The following is an 18,293-nucleotide window of genomic DNA, read 5'->3' on the forward strand; positions in this document are numbered from 1 at the left end:
CGCTAGGGGATCGCCCTGACCTGTAGGGTGGAGTCAGCCTTGCGGGACTATGACAGGGCTGGATAAATCGATCCAATGCAATTCTGGCGTCTTTTATTTCTTTTTAAGCATTAATCAGTGCGGTCTGTGCTGCGCTTCTGAGGGGTGGTTCAGAGCAGCCTGTTGCCGTTAGTCAGCTTGAACGAACCTGGCCAGGCATGGCTGGGTCATCTGCTTCAGGTTCCATCACACCTGATCAGGAGGGACGACCATGCTCGCGCAACTGCCCACCGCACTTCGTGACCTGCAACTGCCGCTGCGTCTGAAACTGTGGGACGGCAAGCAGATGGATCTGGGGCCGAAACCGCGGCTGACGCTGGTGGTCAAGGATCCCAGCCTGGTCAGCCAATTGGCTCACCCCAGCCTGGATGCGCTGGGCGCGGCCTACGTCGAGGGCCGGGTGGAGCTGGAAGGTCCCATCGAGGCGGCCATCGAGTTGGGCGATGCACTGAGCAGCGCGCTGCTGGGTGACGACAGCGCGCCGGTGGAACTGCACACGGCCCACGACAAGCGCAGCGACGCCGAGGCGATCAGCTACCACTACGACCTGTCCAACGAGTTCTACCGGCTGTGGCTGGATCGCGACATGGTTTACTCCTGCGCCTACTTTGAAACCGGCGGGGAAAGCCTCGACCAGGCCCAGCAGGCGAAGATGCGCCACCTGTGCCGCAAGCTGCGCCTGCAGCCGGGCGACAAGCTGCTCGACGTCGGCTGTGGCTGGGGCGGGCTGGCGCGTTTCGCCGCCCGCGAGTTCGAGGCCGAGGTGTATGGCATCACCCTCAGCCAGGCGCAACTGGAGCTGGGCCTGCAGCGTGTGGCCGAAGAGGGCCTGAGCGAGCGCGTGACCCTGGAGCGCCTCGACTACCGCGACCTGCCGCAGGATGGCCGTTTCGACAAGGTGATCAGCGTCGGTATGTTCGAGCACGTCGGTCACGCCAACCTGGCGCTGTATTGCCAGCGTCTGTTCGGCGCGGTCAGGCCCGGCGGGCTGGTGATGAACCACGGCATCACCTCGCGCTTCACCGATGGCCGCCCGGTCGGTCGGGGCGCGGGCGAGTTCATCGACCGCTACGTGTTTCCGCAGGGCGAGCTGCCGCATCTGGTGACCATCGCCACGGCGATCAGCGAAGCCGGGCTGGAGATCGTCGATGTCGAGAGCCTGCGCCTGCACTACGCGCGCACGCTGCAGCTGTGGAGCCAGGGCCTGGAGCAGCAACTGGACAAGGCCGCGCAGTGGGTGCCGGCGAAAGCCCTGCGCATCTGGCGTCTGTACCTGGCCGGCTGCGCCTACGGCTTCCAGCATGGCTGGATGAACCTGCACCAGATTCTCGCGGTGAAGCCGCGCGAGGACGGTAGCCATGATCTGCCCTGGACGCGTGCCGACCTCTACCTCTGATGCAGTAACATGCGGCTCGTGCCCACCCCCGCGAGCCGCCCATGCCCCTGCCGCAACGCCCCCGCTACCGCGTTCCGCTCACCGCCCTGGCGATCCTCGTCGGCCTGCTGCTGAGTGCCTGGCTGGGCGGCCGCTATGCCGAGCGCCACGCCTGGGACGAGCGCAGCGTCGAGGCGCGCGGGCAACTGCAGCTCTATGCACAGTCCATTCGCACCCTGGTCGAGCGCTTCAGCTCGGTGCCCGAGGTGCTGGCGCTGGACAGCGACATCAAGGCGCTGCTGCGTACGCCACATGATCGACAGTTGCGCCAGGCCCTGAACCATCGCCTCGAACGCCTCAATGCCGCAGCGGGCTCGACCGTGCTGTATCTGCTCGACACCCACGGCGACACCCTGGTGGCCAGCAACTGGCGCGACTGGAGCAGTTTCGTCGGCAACAACTACGCCTTTCGTCCGTACTTCCAGGGCGCGTTGCGCAACGAAGGCTCGCGTTACTTCGCGGTGGGGGTCACCACCGGCATTCCCGGCTACTTCCTTTCCCATGTGGTGCGTGACGACGACGGCCGCCTGCTCGGCGTGCTGGTGGTCAAGCTGGAGCTGGAAGAGCTGCAGCGCGAATGGGTCGGCCAGCCTGGCGTGCTGCTGGTGGCCGACAGCTACCAGGTGGTGATCCTGAGCAATCGTCCGGCCTGGCGTTTCCGTGCCCTGCAACCGTTGAACGAGGCGGCGCGCGCCGAGCTGGTGGAGGTGCGCAAGTACGCCGAGCAATCGCTGCAGCCGTTGACCAGCGTGCAGCACCGCCGCATCGACGATGACGCCGAGTGGGCGCGGGTCGACGGCCCGGATGGCAATCGTGATTACCTCTGGCAGCGCCTGCTGATGCCCGAGGAAGGCTGGACGCTGCACCTGCTCAGCGAGCCCTCCGGCCTGGCCGACAGCGTGCGCAGCTATCGCCTGGCCGCCGCCGGGGTATGGACGACCCTGGCCTTCCTGCTGCTGTTCCTCGTTCAGCGGCGCAAGAACCAGCGCCTGCAGGCCGGCATCCGTGAGCGGCTGGAGCGTGAGGTCGAGCTGCGCACCAGCGAGCTGCGCGAAGCCCAGGAAGGCCTGGTGCATGCCGCCAAGATGGCTGCGCTGGGGCAGATGTCGGCGGCCCTGGCGCACGAGATCAACCAGCCGCTGACCGCCCTGCAGATGCAGCTCGGCAGCCTGCGCCTGCTGCTCGACAGCGGTAAGGCGGAGGCGGTTCGCGACGGCCTGCAGCGTGTCGACGGCCTGCTGCAGCGCATGGCCGCGCTGACCGGCCACCTGAAAACCTTCGCGCGCAAGAGCCCGGCAGGCTTGAGCGAACGCCTGAGCCTGGCCGACGTGCTGGAGCAGGCCCTGCAACTGCTGGCGCCCCGCATGCGCAGCGAACAGGTGGAGTTGCGCCGTGAGGTCGATGCCGGGGCGCAGGTACTGGGCGATGCCATCCGCCTCGAACAGGTGATTCTCAACCTGCTGCACAACGCCCTCGATGCCATGGCCGAGTGCGATGCCCGCGTGCTGCAGGTGCGTATCGCCCGTGACGGCGCCGACTGCGTGCTGAGCGTCGAGGACAGCGGCGGCGGTATTGCCGAAGAGACGCTGGGGCGCGTCTTCGAGCCTTTCTTTACCACCAAGCCGGTGGGGCAGGGGTTGGGGCTCGGCTTGGCGGTGTCCTACGGCATCGTGCGTGATTTGGGCGGTAGCCTGGAGGCCGACAATGGCGAGCTGGGCGCGGTGTTTACCCTGCGTTTGCCCGCCGCACCGTAATACCGGTGGGAGGGGCTTTAGCCGCGACGGCGATGTCATATGTTCGCGGCTAAAGCCCCTCCCACATAAGCGCGCTCGGGCTACACTGCCAGCCGTTTTGATGAGGAGGTGGCATGAGCGCTCAGGTCATAGTGGTCGACGACGAGGCGGCGATTCGCGAGGCGGTGCAGCAGTGGCTGGAACTGTCCGGTTTCACCGTGCGCACCTGCGCCAGCGCGGCCGAGGCGCTGGCTGCGGTGGATCGCGATTACCCCGGCATCGTCGTCAGCGATGTGCGCATGCCCGGCAGTGATGGCCTGCAACTGCTCGACAAGCTGCTGCAGATCGATAGTGACCTGCCGGTGATCCTCATCACCGGCCACGGCGATGTGCCCATGGCCGTGCAGGCGCTGCGCAACGGCGCTTATGACTTCATCGAAAAACCCTTCGCCCCCGAACGCCTGCTCGACAGCGTGCGCCGGGCGCTGGACAAGCGCCGCCTGGTCTGCGAGAACCGCCTGCTGCGCCAGCAGGTGGCGGACAAGGGGCGCATCGAGAGCCAGTTGATCGGCATCTCGCGCCCGATGGAGAACCTGCGCCGGCAGATCCTCGAACTGGCCGGCACCTCGGTCAATGTGCTGATCCGCGGCGAAACCGGCAGCGGCAAGGAGCGCGTGGCGCGCTGCCTGCACGACTTCAGCCCGCGTGCCGACAAGGCTTTCGCCGCCCTCAACTGCGCGGCGATCCCCGAGACCATCTTCGAAAGCGAGCTGTTCGGCCACGAGAGCGGCGCTTTCACCGGCGCTCAGGCGCGGCGCATCGGCCGCATCGAGCATGCCGATGGCGGCACGCTGTTTCTCGATGAGGTGGAAAGCATGCCACTGGCGCAGCAGGTCAAGCTGCTGCGCGTGTTGCAGGAAAAGACCCTGGAACGCCTCGGCTCGAACAAGAGCATCAAGGTCGATCTGCGGGTGATCAGCGCGGCCAAGCCGGATCTGCTCGACGAGGTGAAGGCCGGGCGCTTCCGCGAAGACCTGGTGTATCGCCTCAACGTCGCCACCCTGCATATTCCGCCGCTGCGCGAGCGCCGTGAGGACATTCCCCTGTTGTTCGACCACTTCGCTCATGAGGCGGCCCTGCGCCATGGGCGCGAGGCGCCGCCGCTGGCGCCGAGCGAGCTGGCGCGTCTGCTCGGGCATGATTGGCCGGGCAATGTGCGCGAATTGATCAACGCCGCCGAGCGCCATGCCCTGGGCTTGTCCCGCCCGTCGCCGGACGAGCGTTTTGCCGGCCAGGCGCTGGTCGAGCAGATGGAAGCCTTCGAGGCGCGCTGCCTGCACAACGCCCTGCAGCAATGCCAGGGCAACATCACCGCGGTGATGGAGATGCTGCAACTGCCACGGCGCACCCTCAACGAGAAGATGCAGCGCCACGGGCTGGCGCGCAGCGACTATCTGCCTGCTGGTGAGGAGTGATGCGGGTTCTGCGCTAGCCAGCCTGCCGAGAAAGTTTTTCAGCGTAGCCCGGATGCAATCCGGGTAAACAGCGCGCTCCGGCCCCGGATTGCATCCGGGCTATTTATAGGCGGATTTCTGCCGATGGCTCCGCGGGTATAAGCGGTTTCCCGCTCAGTGATCCCTGAGTCATTTGATAAAACCCCTCTATCTCGGGCATTTCAGGCGCTGGCACGGCATCTGCTAAAGCAATGTCAGCCGCGCGGTGTCTTGCCGATGCGGCGACCATAAGAACGACAAGAGGTCAGCCCATGAACTGTCATGCCCCCCGCGCCATGCCGCCTGTATTGCCGTGCATGGGCCGCCATCCGACCGCCAACGCTGCGGTACTTGTCCGACGCTGCACCCTGCGCCGCTGATTGCGCGGTACGACTGCGCTCGCCGTGTGCTGCGGAGGGCGTCGTCTACAGTGAACCTCTGCATAAAGCCATAACAACGACGGAGATACTTCCATGCGACTGACCAAGAAATTCGGCCTTTTCGCCGCCGCTGCAGCCCTGACTGCCAGCACTGCCGTGCTCGCTGCGCCGACCTTCATCAACGTGCTCACTGGCGGTACCAGCGGTGTGTACTACCCGATCGGCGTTGCCCTGTCGCAGCTCTATACCACCGGCATCGACGGCGCCAAGACCTCGGTACAGGCCACCAAGGCCTCGGTGGAAAACCTCAACCTGCTGCAGGCTGGCCGTGGTGAACTGGCCTTCGCCCTCGGTGATTCGGTCGCCGACGCCTGGAACGGCGTGGAAGATGCCGGCTTCAAGGCGCCGCTGAAGAAGCTGCGCGCCATCGCCGGTACTTACCCGAACTACATCCAGATCGTCGCCAACGCCGATTCCGGCATCAAGACCCTGGCCGATCTGAAAGGCAAGCGCATCTCCGTGGGTGCACCGAAGTCCGGTACCGAACTCAACGCGCGCGCCATCTTCGCCGCCGCCGGCCTGACCTACAAGGACATGGCTGCGGTGGAGTTCCTGCCCTACGCCGAGTCGGTCGAGCTGATCAAGAACCGCCAGCTGGATGCCACCCTGCAATCCTCTGGTCTGGGCATGGCGGCCATCCGCGACCTGGCCTCGACCATGAAGATCAACTTCGTCTCGATCCCGGCGGATGTCACCGCCAAAATCGGCAACGCCGCCTATCAGCCGGCGACCATCCCGGCCGGCACCTATGACGGCCAGGACGCTGACGTGCCCACCGTTGCCATCACCAACATCCTGGTCAGCCATGAAGGCGTTTCCGACGACGTGGCCTACCAGATGACCAAGCTGATGTTTGACAACCTCGACCGCCTGGGCACCGCTCACTCCGCGGCCAAGGACATCAAGCTGGAAAACGCTGCCAAGAACCTGCCGATCCCGCTGCACCCGGGCGCCGAGCGTTACTACAAGGAAGTCGGCGCGCTGTAATGCCGAATCAGGCCGCGACATGAGTCGCGGCCTGATCGCTCTGCCTCCACGCCGACCTTGCTTTTGTAGGAGCGGCTTCAGCCGCGATGTTTGCGAGCTGATCGCGGCTGAAGCCGCTCCTACAGCGCAAAGACCGGAATGGGCAGAGCTCCCAGAATCGCGAATAAAACCGGCGTTAAACGGCGGTGGGTTTTGTTGGCGAGTCTGTCTCCGCATCCTATGTAGTCATGAGGTTTGCACTCCATGAGTGATCAGAACAACGACCTGGCTGCCAGTCCTTCGGATTGGCCCAAGGCACTCTTTGCCGTCGCGCTGCTGTTTTCCGTTTTCCAGATCATCACGGCGGCCTTCCACCCGGTGTCGACCCAGGTGCTGCGTGCGGTGCACGTGGGCTTCCTGCTGCTGCTGGTGTTCATCAGCTTTCCGGCGCTGGGCAAGGGCCGCCCGTGGCAACCGCTGGCCTGGCTGCTGGGCCTGGCGGGCATGGCCACGGCTTTCTACCAGTGGTACTTCGAGGCGGATCTGATCCAGCGCTCGGGTGACATGACCAGCACCGACATGATCGTCGGCCTGACCCTGATCGTGCTGGTGTTCGAGGCCGCGCGCCGGGTCATGGGCATTGCCCTGCCGATCATCTGCGCGCTGTTTCTCGCCTATGGCCTGCTCGGTCAGTACCTGCCGGGCGACCTGATGCACCGGGGCTACGGCCTCGACCAGATCGTCAACCAGTTGTCGTTCGGTACCGAGGGTCTGTACGGCACCCCGACTTACGTGTCGGCGACCTACATCTTCCTGTTCATCCTGTTCGGCGCCTTCCTCGAGCAGGCCGGGATGATCAAGCTGTTCACCGACTTCGCCATGGGCCTGTTCGGCCACAAGGTCGGCGGCCCGGCCAAGGTCTCGGTGGTGTCCTCGGCGCTGATGGGCACCATCACCGGCTCCGGCGTGGCCAACGTGGTCACGACCGGCCAGTTCACCATCCCGCTGATGAAGCGTTTCGGCTACCGTCCGGCGTTCGCCGGTGGGGTCGAGGCGACCTCGTCGATGGGCAGCCAGATCATGCCGCCGATCATGGGCGCCGTGGCCTTCATCATGGCCGAGACCATCAACGTGCCGTTCTTCGAGGTGGCCAAGGCCGCGCTGATTCCGGCGCTGCTGTACTTCGGTTCGGTGTTCTGGATGGTTCATCTGGAGGCCAAGCGCGCCAACCTGCGCGGCCTGCCCAAGGATGAATGCCCGAACCCCTGGAAGGCCGTGCGTGAGCGCTGGTTCCTGCTGATCCCGCTGGCCATTCTGGTCTACCTGCTGTTCTCCGGGCGCACGCCGCTGTTCTCCGGCACCGTCGGCCTGGCGCTGACCGCCATGGTCATCCTCGGCTCGGCGATCATCCTGCAGGTGTCGTCCAAGGCCATGCGCTTCGCCTTCTGGATCGCCCTCGGGGTGCTCTGCGCCGGTTTCTTCCAGCTCGGCATCGGCGTGGTGTTCGGTGTCATCGCGGCGCTGGTGGCGGTGTGCTGGTTCGTCAAAGGTGGCCGCGACACCCTGACCCTGTGCCTGCACGCACTGGTCGAAGGCGCGCGGCATGCGGTGCCGGTGGGGATCGCCTGCGCCCTGGTCGGGGTGATCATCGGCGTGGTGTCGCTGACCGGGGTCGCGTCCACCTTCGCCGGCTACATCCTCGCCATCGGTCAGGACAACCTGTTCCTCTCGCTGGTGCTGACCATGCTCACCTGCCTGGTGCTGGGCATGGGCATCCCGACCATTCCCAACTACATCATCACCAGTTCCATCGCTGCCCCGGCGCTGCTCGATCTGGGCGTACCCTTGATCGTCTCGCATATGTTCGTCTTCTACTTCGGCATCATGGCCGACCTCACCCCGCCGGTGGCGCTGGCCTGCTTCGCTGCCGCGCCGATCGCCAAGGAGACGGGTCTGAAGATCAGCCTGTGGGCCGTACGTATCGCCGTGGCCGGTTTCGTCGTACCGTTCATGGCGGTCTATTCGCCCGCCCTGATGCTGCAGGGCGACAGCCTCTTGGCAACGGTCTACGTGGTGTTCAAGGCGGTATTGGCGATCGGTCTGCTCGGCGCAATCTTCACCGGCTACCTGCAGGCCAAGCTGAGCTGGTGGGAGCGTCTGCTGGGCTTCGCCGCCGGTGCCAGCCTGATCCTGGCCACGCCGTCGAGCGATGAAATCGGTTTCGCCCTCAGCGCGCTGTTCATCGCTCAGCATCTGTGGCGCGCGCGACGCTCCCAGGTGGCCACGGCGTGATCGGCCTGTGCCTGGGGATGGCCGGCGTGGTGTGGGCGTCGCTGCCCACGCCAGCGTTCACCCTGGCCTGGAACCACACCATCGAGAAGATCCGCTGGGAAGAGGATTACCGCGTCAGCGCCGAGGGTTTGATCCTCGGCGAGGCGCGGGTCAAAGGCTCGGGCGCCGGGATGGAGATTCCTGACGGCGCCGAACTGCGCAATGGCAGCTGGCACTACCAGCGTCAGCTACCGCCCTTGCAACCCCTGCGCGTTGGGCGCACGCCCGAAGCGGGGGATTACCAACTGTGTATCGACCAGCGTTGTCGCCCGATGAGCGACTGGCTCGGCCCGCCAAAAGCGAGCCAGCCGGCGTTGGAACTCTGGAGCTGTGAGCTGAGCACCCCCGCACCCTCAGCGGGTTAGGTTCGCCAGCGCGAACCAGGCTCCCGGCGCCACAAGCGTCGGCGCAAAGAAGAAACCCCCATACGGCGCGAGCCTGTGGGGGTTTTGTTCGTTTGGCCCGTCGATTCCTGTCAGAGAGGCTCTACTCATTCGAGAAATTAGGTCAAATGCAAATAATTAGCGTTGACCAATAGAGGATCTGCTGTGACCATATTGAAGATAATCATTAGCATTTGCGTTGTGCAGGTGCGCCAGTGAGGCAAAGGCTGCAAAGGGACTGTCAGCAGCAATCGACAGCGCATCAGGAGACCGTCCCTTGTTCAGTAAAAAGACCCATCTGGCCGTGGCCGTCGCGGCAGCTTGCAGCTTCAACCAGGCCTCGGCCGACGAGCAGCAGAGCATGGAGCTCCAGGCCATATCCGTGGTGGGCAGCGGCGAGATGTCCGATACCGACAGCTACAAAGCCAAGCGCAGCAGCGCCGCGACCAAGCTCGACCTGACGCCACGGCAGACGCCGCAGGCGGTTTCCACCATTACCGAAGCGCAACTGCGCGACTTCCAGCTCACCAGCGTCAACGATGCGCTCAAGGCAGCGCCAGGCGTGCAGGTGCAGGAGGTCGAGACGGATCGCACCTACTACACCGCGCGCGGCTTCGACATCACCAACTTCCAGTACGACGGCATCTCCGTGCCCTTCGTCTATGGCAACGTCGAAGGCGATCTGGACACCGCCATGTACGAGCGAGTCGAGGTCATTCGCGGTGCCAACGGCCTGATCTCCGGCACGGGCAACCCGTCGGCGACGGTCAACTTCGTGCGCAAGCGGCCGACCGTCACGCCGCAGGCGCGGGTCGACCTGACCGCCGGCTCCTGGGACAAACGCCGCATCGATACTGACGTATCCGGCGCGCTCAACGACGCCGGCACGGTGCGCGGGCGCCTGGTGTACGCCAACGAGAACAAGAATTCCTACCTCGACCGCTACTCGCGCGAGAAGAACGTATTCCATGGCGTGCTGGATTTCGATCTGGACGACAGCACCGTTTTCACCCTTGGCCATACCCTGCAAACCAGCGATGCCAACTCGCCGATGTGGGGGGCATTGCCGCTGAATTACACCGATGGTTCGAAAACCCACTACTCGCGTTCCACCAGTACGTCGGCCGATTGGGCCTACTGGGACGTCAAGGAGAACCGCACCTTCGCCGAGCTGGCGCACAGCTTCGCCAACGACTGGCAGGCCAAGGTGGTGCTGACGCGGGTGGAGAAAAAGGGCGACGGCTCGCTGTTCTACATGGCGGGCACGCCGAACAGGGAGACCGGCCTGGGGCTGACCAGCTATCCCTCCGAGTACAAGGACGAGAACAAGCAACTGATCGTCGACCTGCAGGCCAGTGGTCCATTCAGCCTTGCCGGTCGCCAGCATGAGGCCGCGCTTGGGGCCAGTTGGTCGCGCTCGGAACTGAGCGATATCTCCTATTACGACTCGACCACCGGCAGTGCGTTGCCGCCCCTGGACGACTGGAATGGAGACATCGGCAGACCCTTGAACGATCAGCCCACGCGGGGCAGTGATTTCACTGATCGCATGAAGAGTGTCTACGGCGCAGCCCGCTGGAGTCTGACCGATGACCTCAGTCTTATCACTGGCACTCGAGTGGTCGATGTGAAGAGTGATGGCAACAACTACGGTGCGGACAAGTCGTCGAAGAACAGCGGCAAGGTGGTGCCCTATGCCGGTGTGGTTTACGACCTCACCGATGAGTACTCGGTCTATGCCAGCTACACCGAAATCTTCGATCCGCAGACCAAGACCGACATCACAGGCTCTCGCCTGGCACCGGTCGAGGGCGTGAACTACGAGGTGGGGGTGAAGGGCGAGCTGTTCGACGACCGGGTCAACGTGGCTCTGGCGGTGTTTCGCACCGAGCAGGACAACTTTGCCGAACAAGCGGGAACGGATGCGGGTCGCGCTTACTACCGTGCGGTGGAGGGGCTGACCAGCGAAGGGTACGAGCTGGAGTTCTCCGGCGAACCGGTGCAGGGATTACAGCTCAGCGCGGGCTATACCTTCGTCGATATCACCAATGCCGATGGCTCGCATGGTGTGACCTATTCGCCCAAGCACATGGTCAAGACAGCGGCCACCTACCGTGTACCCGGCCTGGAAAAGCTCAAGGTGGGGGGCGCCATGCGCTGGCAGGACGATATTCGCAACGGTATCGCCGAGCAGGATGCCTACGCCGTGGTCGACCTGATGGCCAGCTACGACATCGACCGTAACTGGAGCGTGTCGGCCAATCTCAACAACGTCACCAACGAGAAGTACCTGACCAGCCTGTACTGGACTCAGGCCTATTACGGCGCGCCACGTAACGTCAGCGCCACCCTGACCTGGAAGTACTGAGCGAACGGGCCGCTCGCTGCAGCGGCCCGCACGTTCGACGAGAGACTGTCATGCGCCCGATTCTGGTACTGCTGCACCGCTGGTGCGGTCTATTCATCGCTCTGTTCCTGTTTACCGCCGGTCTGACCGGCGCGATCATCTCCTGGGATCACGAGCTGGACGAGTGGCTCAACCCGCACTTGTTCGACGCGCAAAGCGCAGGGCCAGCGCAGGATCCGCTGCAACTGGCCGATGCTCTGGAGGCGCGTGATCCGCGTCTGCAGGTGAGCTTCATGCCGCTGGCGCTGGAACCGGGCCATGCGCTGAATATCTTCGTCGATCCGCGCATCGATCCGGCCACTGGTAAGACTTTCGAGCTGGGCTTCAACCAGCTCGGTATCGATCCGGTCAGTGGTGAGATCCAGGGCCAGCGCGAGTGGGGCGCGATCTCCCTGAGCCGGGAGAACCTGCTGCCATTTCTCTACAAGCTGCACTACAGCCTGCATATCCCGGATGGTTTCGGCCTCGAACTGGGCGTCCTGTTCTTCGGCATCGTCGCCATCGTCTGGTGCATCGACTGCCTGGTGGCGCTGTGGCTGTCGTTTCCCAATCTGCGCAGTTGGCGCAAGTCCCTGGCCTTTCGCTGGCGTCAGGGCGGCTACAAGCTGAACTTCGACCTGCACCGGTCCGGCGGCGTATGGATCTGGCTGCTGCTGCTGATCCTGGCGGTCACCTCGGTATCGATGAACCTCGAACGCCAGGTGGTGCGCCCCCTGGTGGAGCTGGTTTCGCCGCTGACGCCGAGCCCTTTCGCCAGCCGTACGCCGGTGACGCTGGACAAGCAGATCGTGCCGCAGATCGACCGTCGCGAGGCCATCGCGATTGCCGCAGCCGAGGCCAAACGCCTGGGCTGGCAGGCGCCGCCCGGCGGCCTGTTCCATTCCGCCGAGTTTGGCGTCTATGGCGTCGGCTTCTATGCGCCCGGCGAGGATCATGGCGATGCCGGACTGGGCAACCCGTGGATCTATGTCGACAGCCGCAGCGGCGAACTGGCCGGCGCCCATGTGCCGGGTACCGGCAGCGCTGGGGATATCTTCCTGCAGGCGCAGTTCCCGCTGCACTCGGGGCGCATCATCGGTCTGCCGGGGCGCATCCTGGTGTCGCTGCTGGGCCTGGCGGTGGCCGGCCTGTCGCTGACCGGGCTGGTGATCTGGGCGAAGAAGCGCCGCTCGCGGGTGCTCGGCGAGCAGCGCAATCGGGCGACGGCACAGCTCGTCGGTTGAGCGTCAGAGGATCGGCGAGATCAGCCGCGCCACGCGCATGCCCAGCTGTTGCAGGCGATGCAGGTTGCGTCGGTCGGCGTTGACCAGCTCGCGTGAGCGGCTGAAATCCGCTTCCAGCATGGTGGCCACCTGCGCATTGAAGGCCTCGTCGAAGGTCAGCAGGCTGGCCTCGAAATTCAGGCGGAAGGAGCGGTTGTCCAGGTTGGCGCTGCCCAGCACGCAGGCATCGTGATCGATCAGCAGGGCTTTCTGATGCAGGAAGCCCGGCTGGTAACGGAAGATTCTCACGCCGGCGCGCAGTGCCTCGAAGGCATACAGGCTGGAGGCGGCATAGACGATGCGGTGGTCGGGGCGTGACGGCAGCAGCAGACGCACATCGACGCCGCGCATCACCGCCAGGCGCAGGGCCGCAGACAAGGCTTCGTCGGGGACGAAATAGGGGCTGCTCAGCCACACCCGTTCGCGCGCCGCGTGGATCGCTTCGACGAACAGCAGCGAGCAGGTTTCCTGCGCGTCGGCCGGGCCGCTGGCAATCATCTGGCAGAGCAGGCCGGGGTCGTCCTGTTTGCTTGGCAGCAGCAGTGGTGGCAGCTTGCGGCAGGCCCAGTACCAGTCTTCGGCGAAGGCTTCCTGCAGGCTCGCCACCACGGGCCCGAGCACTTCTACGTGGGTGTCGCGCCAGGGCGCCAGGGGTGGCTTCTGCCCGAGGTATTCGATGCCGACGTTGAGCCCGCCGAGAAAGCCGATCTCGCCGTCGACCACGACGATCTTGCGGTGGTTGCGAAAATTCAGCTGAAAGCGATTGAACAGCCCAGCGCGCGTCGGGAAGGCATGCACCTGTACGCCGCCCCGACGCAGATGATCGATGTAGGCGCGGGGCAGCGAGTGGCTGCCGACGCCGTCGTACAGCACGTGCACCTGCACGCCGGCGGCAGCTCGCTCCAGCAGCACGTCGCGCAGGCGCTGGCCGAGCGCATCGTCGCGGATGATGAAGAACTGCAGCAGGATCACCTGCCGAGCGCTGGCCAGTGCGGCAAAGATCGCTTCGAAGGTGGCCTCGCCATCGACCAGCAACTGCACGCGGTTGCCCGTCAGACCCGGCAGATGTGACAGGCGCGGCAGCGCACGCAGGCGCTCATAGGCGGGAGACAGGTGCGCGGCCTTGGCTTCCTCGACCCAGGGGCGCCAATCCTGCTTGGCCATCGCCAGGCGCATTTCCCTGTCGGCCTGGCGCCTTGCTCGCACGTAGGCATCGAAACGGCTGCGGCCGAACACCAGATACGGCAGCAGCGTCAGGTAGGGCATGAAGAACAGCGACAGGCCCCAGGCCAGGGCGCCCTGCGCGGTGCGCACGGTGAGCACGGCGTGAATGGCCGCGAGTACGCCCAGGGTGTGAATGACGGCGATCAGGTAGGCGAACAGGTGGGGAATGCCGAAATCCGCGGGCATGCAGGGTCTTCCTTTGCACGAGCTGTAAGCAGCTGACCACGTGGGGTGCGTGGCGTTCGCGACCATCCTGCCATGCCCGTGGGGGCAATGGCAGAGGCGGGCAGATTGCCATCGGGCGGGGAATTATTCGGCACTTTCACGTGTCTTGATTTCTGAGTGAGCGGAATTCATGTGTTACCCTTTTCGGTTCGACCTACTCGTCGGTCGACTTCAACTGGAGGAGGGCATTCGTCCTGTTCACGCTCGTCTAGCGAGTCAAACGCATCAAGGAGCACGCCAACCATGGGAAACGTCCCTTCGCATGACACGACCCCGCCACCCGCAGCGGAAATTCAAGAGGGCATCCCGGCACCGACCGGTGAGGCCAACCTGATCGACACCGATTACGTCATCGGTCAGGACAACATTCAGGGGCAGTTCGTCTTCTCCCTGGACATTCACGGCAAGGTCTTCACCATCTCCGCGCTGGTCGCGGTGATCTTCGTGATCCTCGCCCTGGCCTTGCAGAACCAGATCGAGCCGCTGTTCAGCGGTGTGCGCGACTGGCTCACCCATCACATGGCCTGGTTCTTCATCGGCGCCGCCAATATCTTCGTCCTGCTCTGTATCGGCCTGATCTTCTCGCCCTTGGGCCGAGTGCGCATCGGTGGCAAGGACGCGACGCCCGACTACACCTACATGGGCTGGTTCTCCATGCTGTTTGCCGCTGGCATGGGCATCGGCCTGATGTTCTATGGCGTTTCCGAGCCGATGTCGCACTACAGTTCGGCAATGGGCGGGATCACCGTGGGCGCCGATGGTGTGCGCACGGACTGGGCGCCGCTCGGTGGTGCGCAGGGCAATGCCGAGGAGGCCGTGCGCCTGGGCATGGCCGCGACCATCTTCCACTGGGGCCTGCACCCCTGGGCGATCTACGCCATCGTCGCCCTGGCGCTGGCGCTGTTCTCCTTCAACAAGGGCCTGCCGCTGTCGATCCGCTCGATCTTCTACCCGATCCTCGGTGAGCGTGTCTGGGGCTGGCCTGGCCACGTGGTCGACATCCTCGCGGTGTTCGCCACGCTGTTCGGCCTGGTCACCTCGCTGGGCCTCGGTGCCGAGCAGGCGGCTGCCGGCCTGGAGTACCTGTTCGGCATTCCCGCTACGGACATGACCAAGGTGCTGTTGATCGTGGCCATCACCCTGATCGCCCTGGCTTCGGTCGTTGCCGGTCTGGACAAGGGGGTCAAGCGCCTGTCGGAGATCAACATGGCCCTGGCCCTGGCCTTGTTGTTGTTCGTGATCATCGTCGGGCCGACCCTGGTGATCTTCACCGACTTCTTCAAGAACCTCGGCGCCTACCTGCAATACCTGCCGGCGCTGGCCAACCCGGTGGGGCGTGAGGACGTCAACTTCAGCCAGGGCTGGACCGCCTTCTACTGGGCCTGGTGGATCAGTTGGTCGCCGTTCGTCGGCATGTTCATCGCGCGGGTCAGCCGTGGCCGCAGCGTGCGTGAGTTCCTCGTTGCCGTGCTGCTGGTGCCGTCGCTGGTGTCGGTGCTGTGGATGACCGCTTTTGGTGGCACCGCGATCAACCAGTTGCTGGTCGATGGCTTTACCGGTGCGCAGGACGCCGGCCTGGAGCTGAAGCTGTTCAGCATGCTCGGCGAGATGCCACTGACCGGCATCACCTCGTTCATCGGCATCGTGCTGGTGGTGGTGTTCTTCATCACCTCGTCGGACTCCGGCTCGCTGGTGATCGACACCATCACCGCCGGCGGCAAGGTCAATGCGCCGGTACCGCAGCGCGTGTTCTGGGCCAGCATCGAAGGCGTCATCGCCATCGCCCTGCTGCTCGGCGGCGGCCTGGTGGCGCTGCAGGCCATGGCGGTATCGACGGGTCTGCCGTTCACCATCGTGTTGCTGGTGGGCTGCATTTCCATCGTCAAGGGGCTGATGAGCGAACCACGCTGACGCGCCCGTCGGCTGGATAAAAAGAGCGCGCCTTCGGGCGCGTTTTTTCATTCCCGCCTGGCGGTCGCTAATGGGAAAGCCCGCGCCGCTTGCGCAGCGCAGGGCCGATTTTCCTTCTGATAGCGTCTGCATCCGCGTATAGCAGCGGCAATCGCCGCATTGCTCGCGAATAAAAAAAGAAGGAGCAGCCCCTTGAGCCAAGGCCCCGCGTCACGCAAGAACGACTCAACAGCAGACGGTATTCCCGCCCCAAGTGGCGCGGCAAATCTCATCGACACCGATTACGTGGTCGGCCAGGACAACATCCGTGGCCGCTATCTGGTCAATCTGGATATCCACGGTGTGGTGTTCCTGGTATCGGCCGTTGCCGCATTGATTTTCGTCACCCTGGCCATGGCCATGCACGATCAGGTCGAACCCCTGTTCAAGTCCGTGCGTGACTGGCTGACCGTACACCTTTCCTGGTTCTTCATCGGCTCGGCCAACATCTTCGTGCTGTTGTGCCTGGGTCTGATCGTTTCCCCGTTGGGCAAGGTACGTCTTGGCGGCACCCTGGCCCGGCCCGACTACTCCTATTTCTCCTGGTTCGCCATGTTGTTCGCGGCGGGCATGGGCATTGGCCTGATGTTCTACGGCGTCGCCGAGCCGATGTCGCACTACGGCACCGCCCTGGGCGGTACGGTGGTCGATGCCAATGGCGTGCGCTCCGACTGGGCACCGCTCGGCGGGGCTGCCGGCGACTCCGCTGAAGCGGCGCGTCTGAGCATGGCCACCACCATTTTCCACTGGGGCCTGCACCCCTGGGCGATCTACGCCATCGTCGCCCTGGCGCTGGGTCTGTTCGCCTTCAACAAGGGCTTGCCGCTGTCGTTCCGCTCGATCTTCTTCCCGCTGCTGGGTGAGCGCGTGTGGGGCTGGCCAGGCCACATCATCGACATCCTGGCGGTATTCGCCACCCTGTTCGGTCTGGTGACCTCACTGGGCCTGGGTGCCGAGCAAGCCACGGCGGGCCTGCATGTGTTGTTCGGCCTGCCGGCCGATACCACCACCAAGGTCGTGCTGATCGCCGTGATCACCCTGATCGCGCTGTGCTCGGTGGTGACCGGCGTGGACAAGGGTGTGAAGATCCTCTCCGAACTCAACATGGGTCTGGCCCTGGTGCTGCTGCTGTTCGTGCTGATCGCCGGCCCCACCGCGCTGCTGCTGAGCGGTGTGCTGGACAACCTCGGCGCTTACCTGCAATACCTGCCGGCGCTGTCCAACCCGGTCGGCCGTGAAGACGCCAACTTCAGCCAGGGCTGGACGGCCTTCTACTGGGCCTGGTGGATCAGCTGGTCGCCGTTCGTGGGCATGTTCATCGCGCGCGTCAGCCGTGGCCGTACCGTGCGTGAATTCCTCACTGCCGTACTGCTGGTGCCGTCGCTGGTTTCGGTGATCTGGATGAGCACCTTCGGTGGTACCGCGCTGCACCAGGCCCTGGGGGGCCTGACCGAGCTGAGCCAGGCTGCGCTGGAACTGAAGATGTTCGTCATGCTCGATCAGTTGCCGATCAGTGCCATCAGCTCCTTCGCTGCCATCGTCCTGGTCGTGCTGTTCTTCATCACCTCGTCGGACTCCGGTTCGCTGGTGATCGACACCATCACCGCAGGCGGCAAGATCAACTCGCCGGTTTCGCAGAAGGTGTTCTGGGTGGTCATGGAAGGTGCGCTGGCTGTGGCACTGCTGCTCGGCGGTGGCCTGGTGGCCCTGCAGGCCATGGCGGTGTCTACCGGTCTGCCGTTCACCATCGTGCTGCTGGTCGGCTGTGTGGCGATCATCAAAGGGCTGATGAGCGAACCGCGCTAAGCAGTAAGCCGGTGCCGCTGTCGGCGGCTTTGGTCTGAGCAACGCCTCTATCTCGGAATAGGGGCGTTGTCGTTTATGGGGGCTGAACATGGATGAGCGTCACTGCTCAAGGCTAGAGACTTGGTGCATGGTGTGGGCTAGCAGGGGCTGTTTGATTGATACCGGATTGGCAAGTTTGTGTGTTGGGTGGTGGCTTGTTGGGTGTTCTGGACGCCGCTCCTGTGTGTTCAGTTATTCCGGGTTTCGCCCCTTCGGGCGACTCACTTTTCTTTGAAGTGCGCAAAGAAAAGTAAGCAAAAGAAAGCGCACCCCATCATCCGGCCCCGGCTTCGCCGGGGTTCGTTCGCTCCATCGCCGCTCCGAGGGTCGGCGTACATGGGCCATCCCTGGCCCATTACGCCTCTCGCGGCATCCATGCCGCTCGCCCCTCTGCGCAACGATTCCACTCACCCTCCTGAAGGGGCCATTCGCGCGCCTGAGCGAACAGGTATGCAAGGATAGTCCTGCGTGCTCTGGTGGCTGTGTAGTCGCGATGTGGCCGTCGCGTTATCTCATTCAAGTAGTTTCATATACGTGGATAGCTTGCCGGCCTGCAGCCG

General features: G+C 64.3%; 11 protein-coding genes. 10 read left to right on the top strand and 1 reads right to left on the bottom strand.

The window, feature by feature from the left end; translation table 11 throughout:
• Positions 1 to 250: 250 nt before the first annotated feature.
• From cfaB to VC352_RS13635, 8 genes are all read left to right on the top strand, one after another.
• On the top strand, positions 251 to 1,435 hold the full coding sequence (gene cfaB, locus VC352_RS13600; RefSeq protein ID WP_322980082.1) for a C17 cyclopropane fatty acid synthase CfaB: 1,185 nt from the start codon (positions 251 to 253) through the stop codon (positions 1,433 to 1,435).
• 41 nt (positions 1,436 to 1,476) lie between these two features.
• Positions 1,477 to 3,228 (top strand): sensor histidine kinase, encoded by a 1,752-nt coding sequence (locus VC352_RS13605; protein ID WP_322980083.1) that lies wholly within the window; start codon positions 1,477 to 1,479, stop codon positions 3,226 to 3,228.
• Positions 3,229 to 3,341: 113 nt separating this feature from the next.
• Entirely contained in the window at positions 3,342 to 4,682 is a 1,341-nt protein-coding gene (locus VC352_RS13610; RefSeq protein WP_322980084.1) for a sigma-54 dependent transcriptional regulator, read from the top strand.
• A 491-nt stretch (positions 4,683 to 5,173) separates the two neighbouring features.
• Positions 5,174 to 6,127 (top strand): TAXI family TRAP transporter solute-binding subunit, encoded by a 954-nt coding sequence (locus VC352_RS13615; RefSeq protein ID WP_322980085.1) that lies wholly within the window; start codon positions 5,174 to 5,176, stop codon positions 6,125 to 6,127.
• A 243-nt stretch (positions 6,128 to 6,370) separates the two neighbouring features.
• Complete coding sequence (locus tag VC352_RS13620; RefSeq protein WP_322980086.1) at positions 6,371 to 8,398, top strand: TRAP transporter permease; 2,028 nt, start codon at positions 6,371 to 6,373, stop codon at positions 8,396 to 8,398.
• Entirely contained in the window at positions 8,395 to 8,802 is a 408-nt protein-coding gene (locus VC352_RS13625; RefSeq protein WP_322980087.1) for a DUF1850 domain-containing protein, read from the top strand. Before VC352_RS13620 ends, VC352_RS13625 begins: the two co-directional genes overlap by 4 nt.
• A gap of 295 nt (positions 8,803 to 9,097) precedes the next feature.
• A complete protein-coding gene (locus VC352_RS13630) occupies positions 9,098 to 11,188 on the top strand; it encodes a TonB-dependent siderophore receptor (RefSeq protein WP_322980088.1) in 2,091 nt (696 codons plus the stop codon).
• Positions 11,189 to 11,238: 50 nt separating this feature from the next.
• Positions 11,239 to 12,450 (top strand): PepSY-associated TM helix domain-containing protein, encoded by a 1,212-nt coding sequence (locus VC352_RS13635; protein WP_322980089.1) that lies wholly within the window; start codon positions 11,239 to 11,241, stop codon positions 12,448 to 12,450.
• 3 nt (positions 12,451 to 12,453) lie between these two features.
• Here the strand turns inward: VC352_RS13635 and cls are convergent, their stop codons facing one another.
• Positions 12,454 to 13,899 (bottom strand): cardiolipin synthase, encoded by a 1,446-nt coding sequence (gene cls, locus VC352_RS13640; RefSeq protein ID WP_322980090.1) that lies wholly within the window; start codon positions 13,897 to 13,899, stop codon positions 12,454 to 12,456.
• Between the two features lie 282 nt (positions 13,900 to 14,181).
• Between cls and VC352_RS13645 the strand changes: the two genes are divergently transcribed.
• The gene (locus tag VC352_RS13645) at positions 14,182 to 15,849 is read left to right on the top strand and encodes a BCCT family transporter (RefSeq protein ID WP_322980091.1); all 1,668 of its coding nucleotides are present in this window, start codon (positions 14,182 to 14,184) and stop codon (positions 15,847 to 15,849) included.
• Positions 15,850 to 16,041: 192 nt separating this feature from the next.
• Complete coding sequence (locus VC352_RS13650) at positions 16,042 to 17,694, top strand: BCCT family transporter (protein ID WP_322980092.1); 1,653 nt, start codon at positions 16,042 to 16,044, stop codon at positions 17,692 to 17,694.
• Positions 17,695 to 18,293: the final 599 nt, after the last annotated feature.

The sequence above is a fragment of the Pseudomonas sp. C11 genome (assembly GCF_034683865.1).
GTDB lineage: Bacteria > Pseudomonadota > Gammaproteobacteria > Pseudomonadales > Pseudomonadaceae > Aquipseudomonas.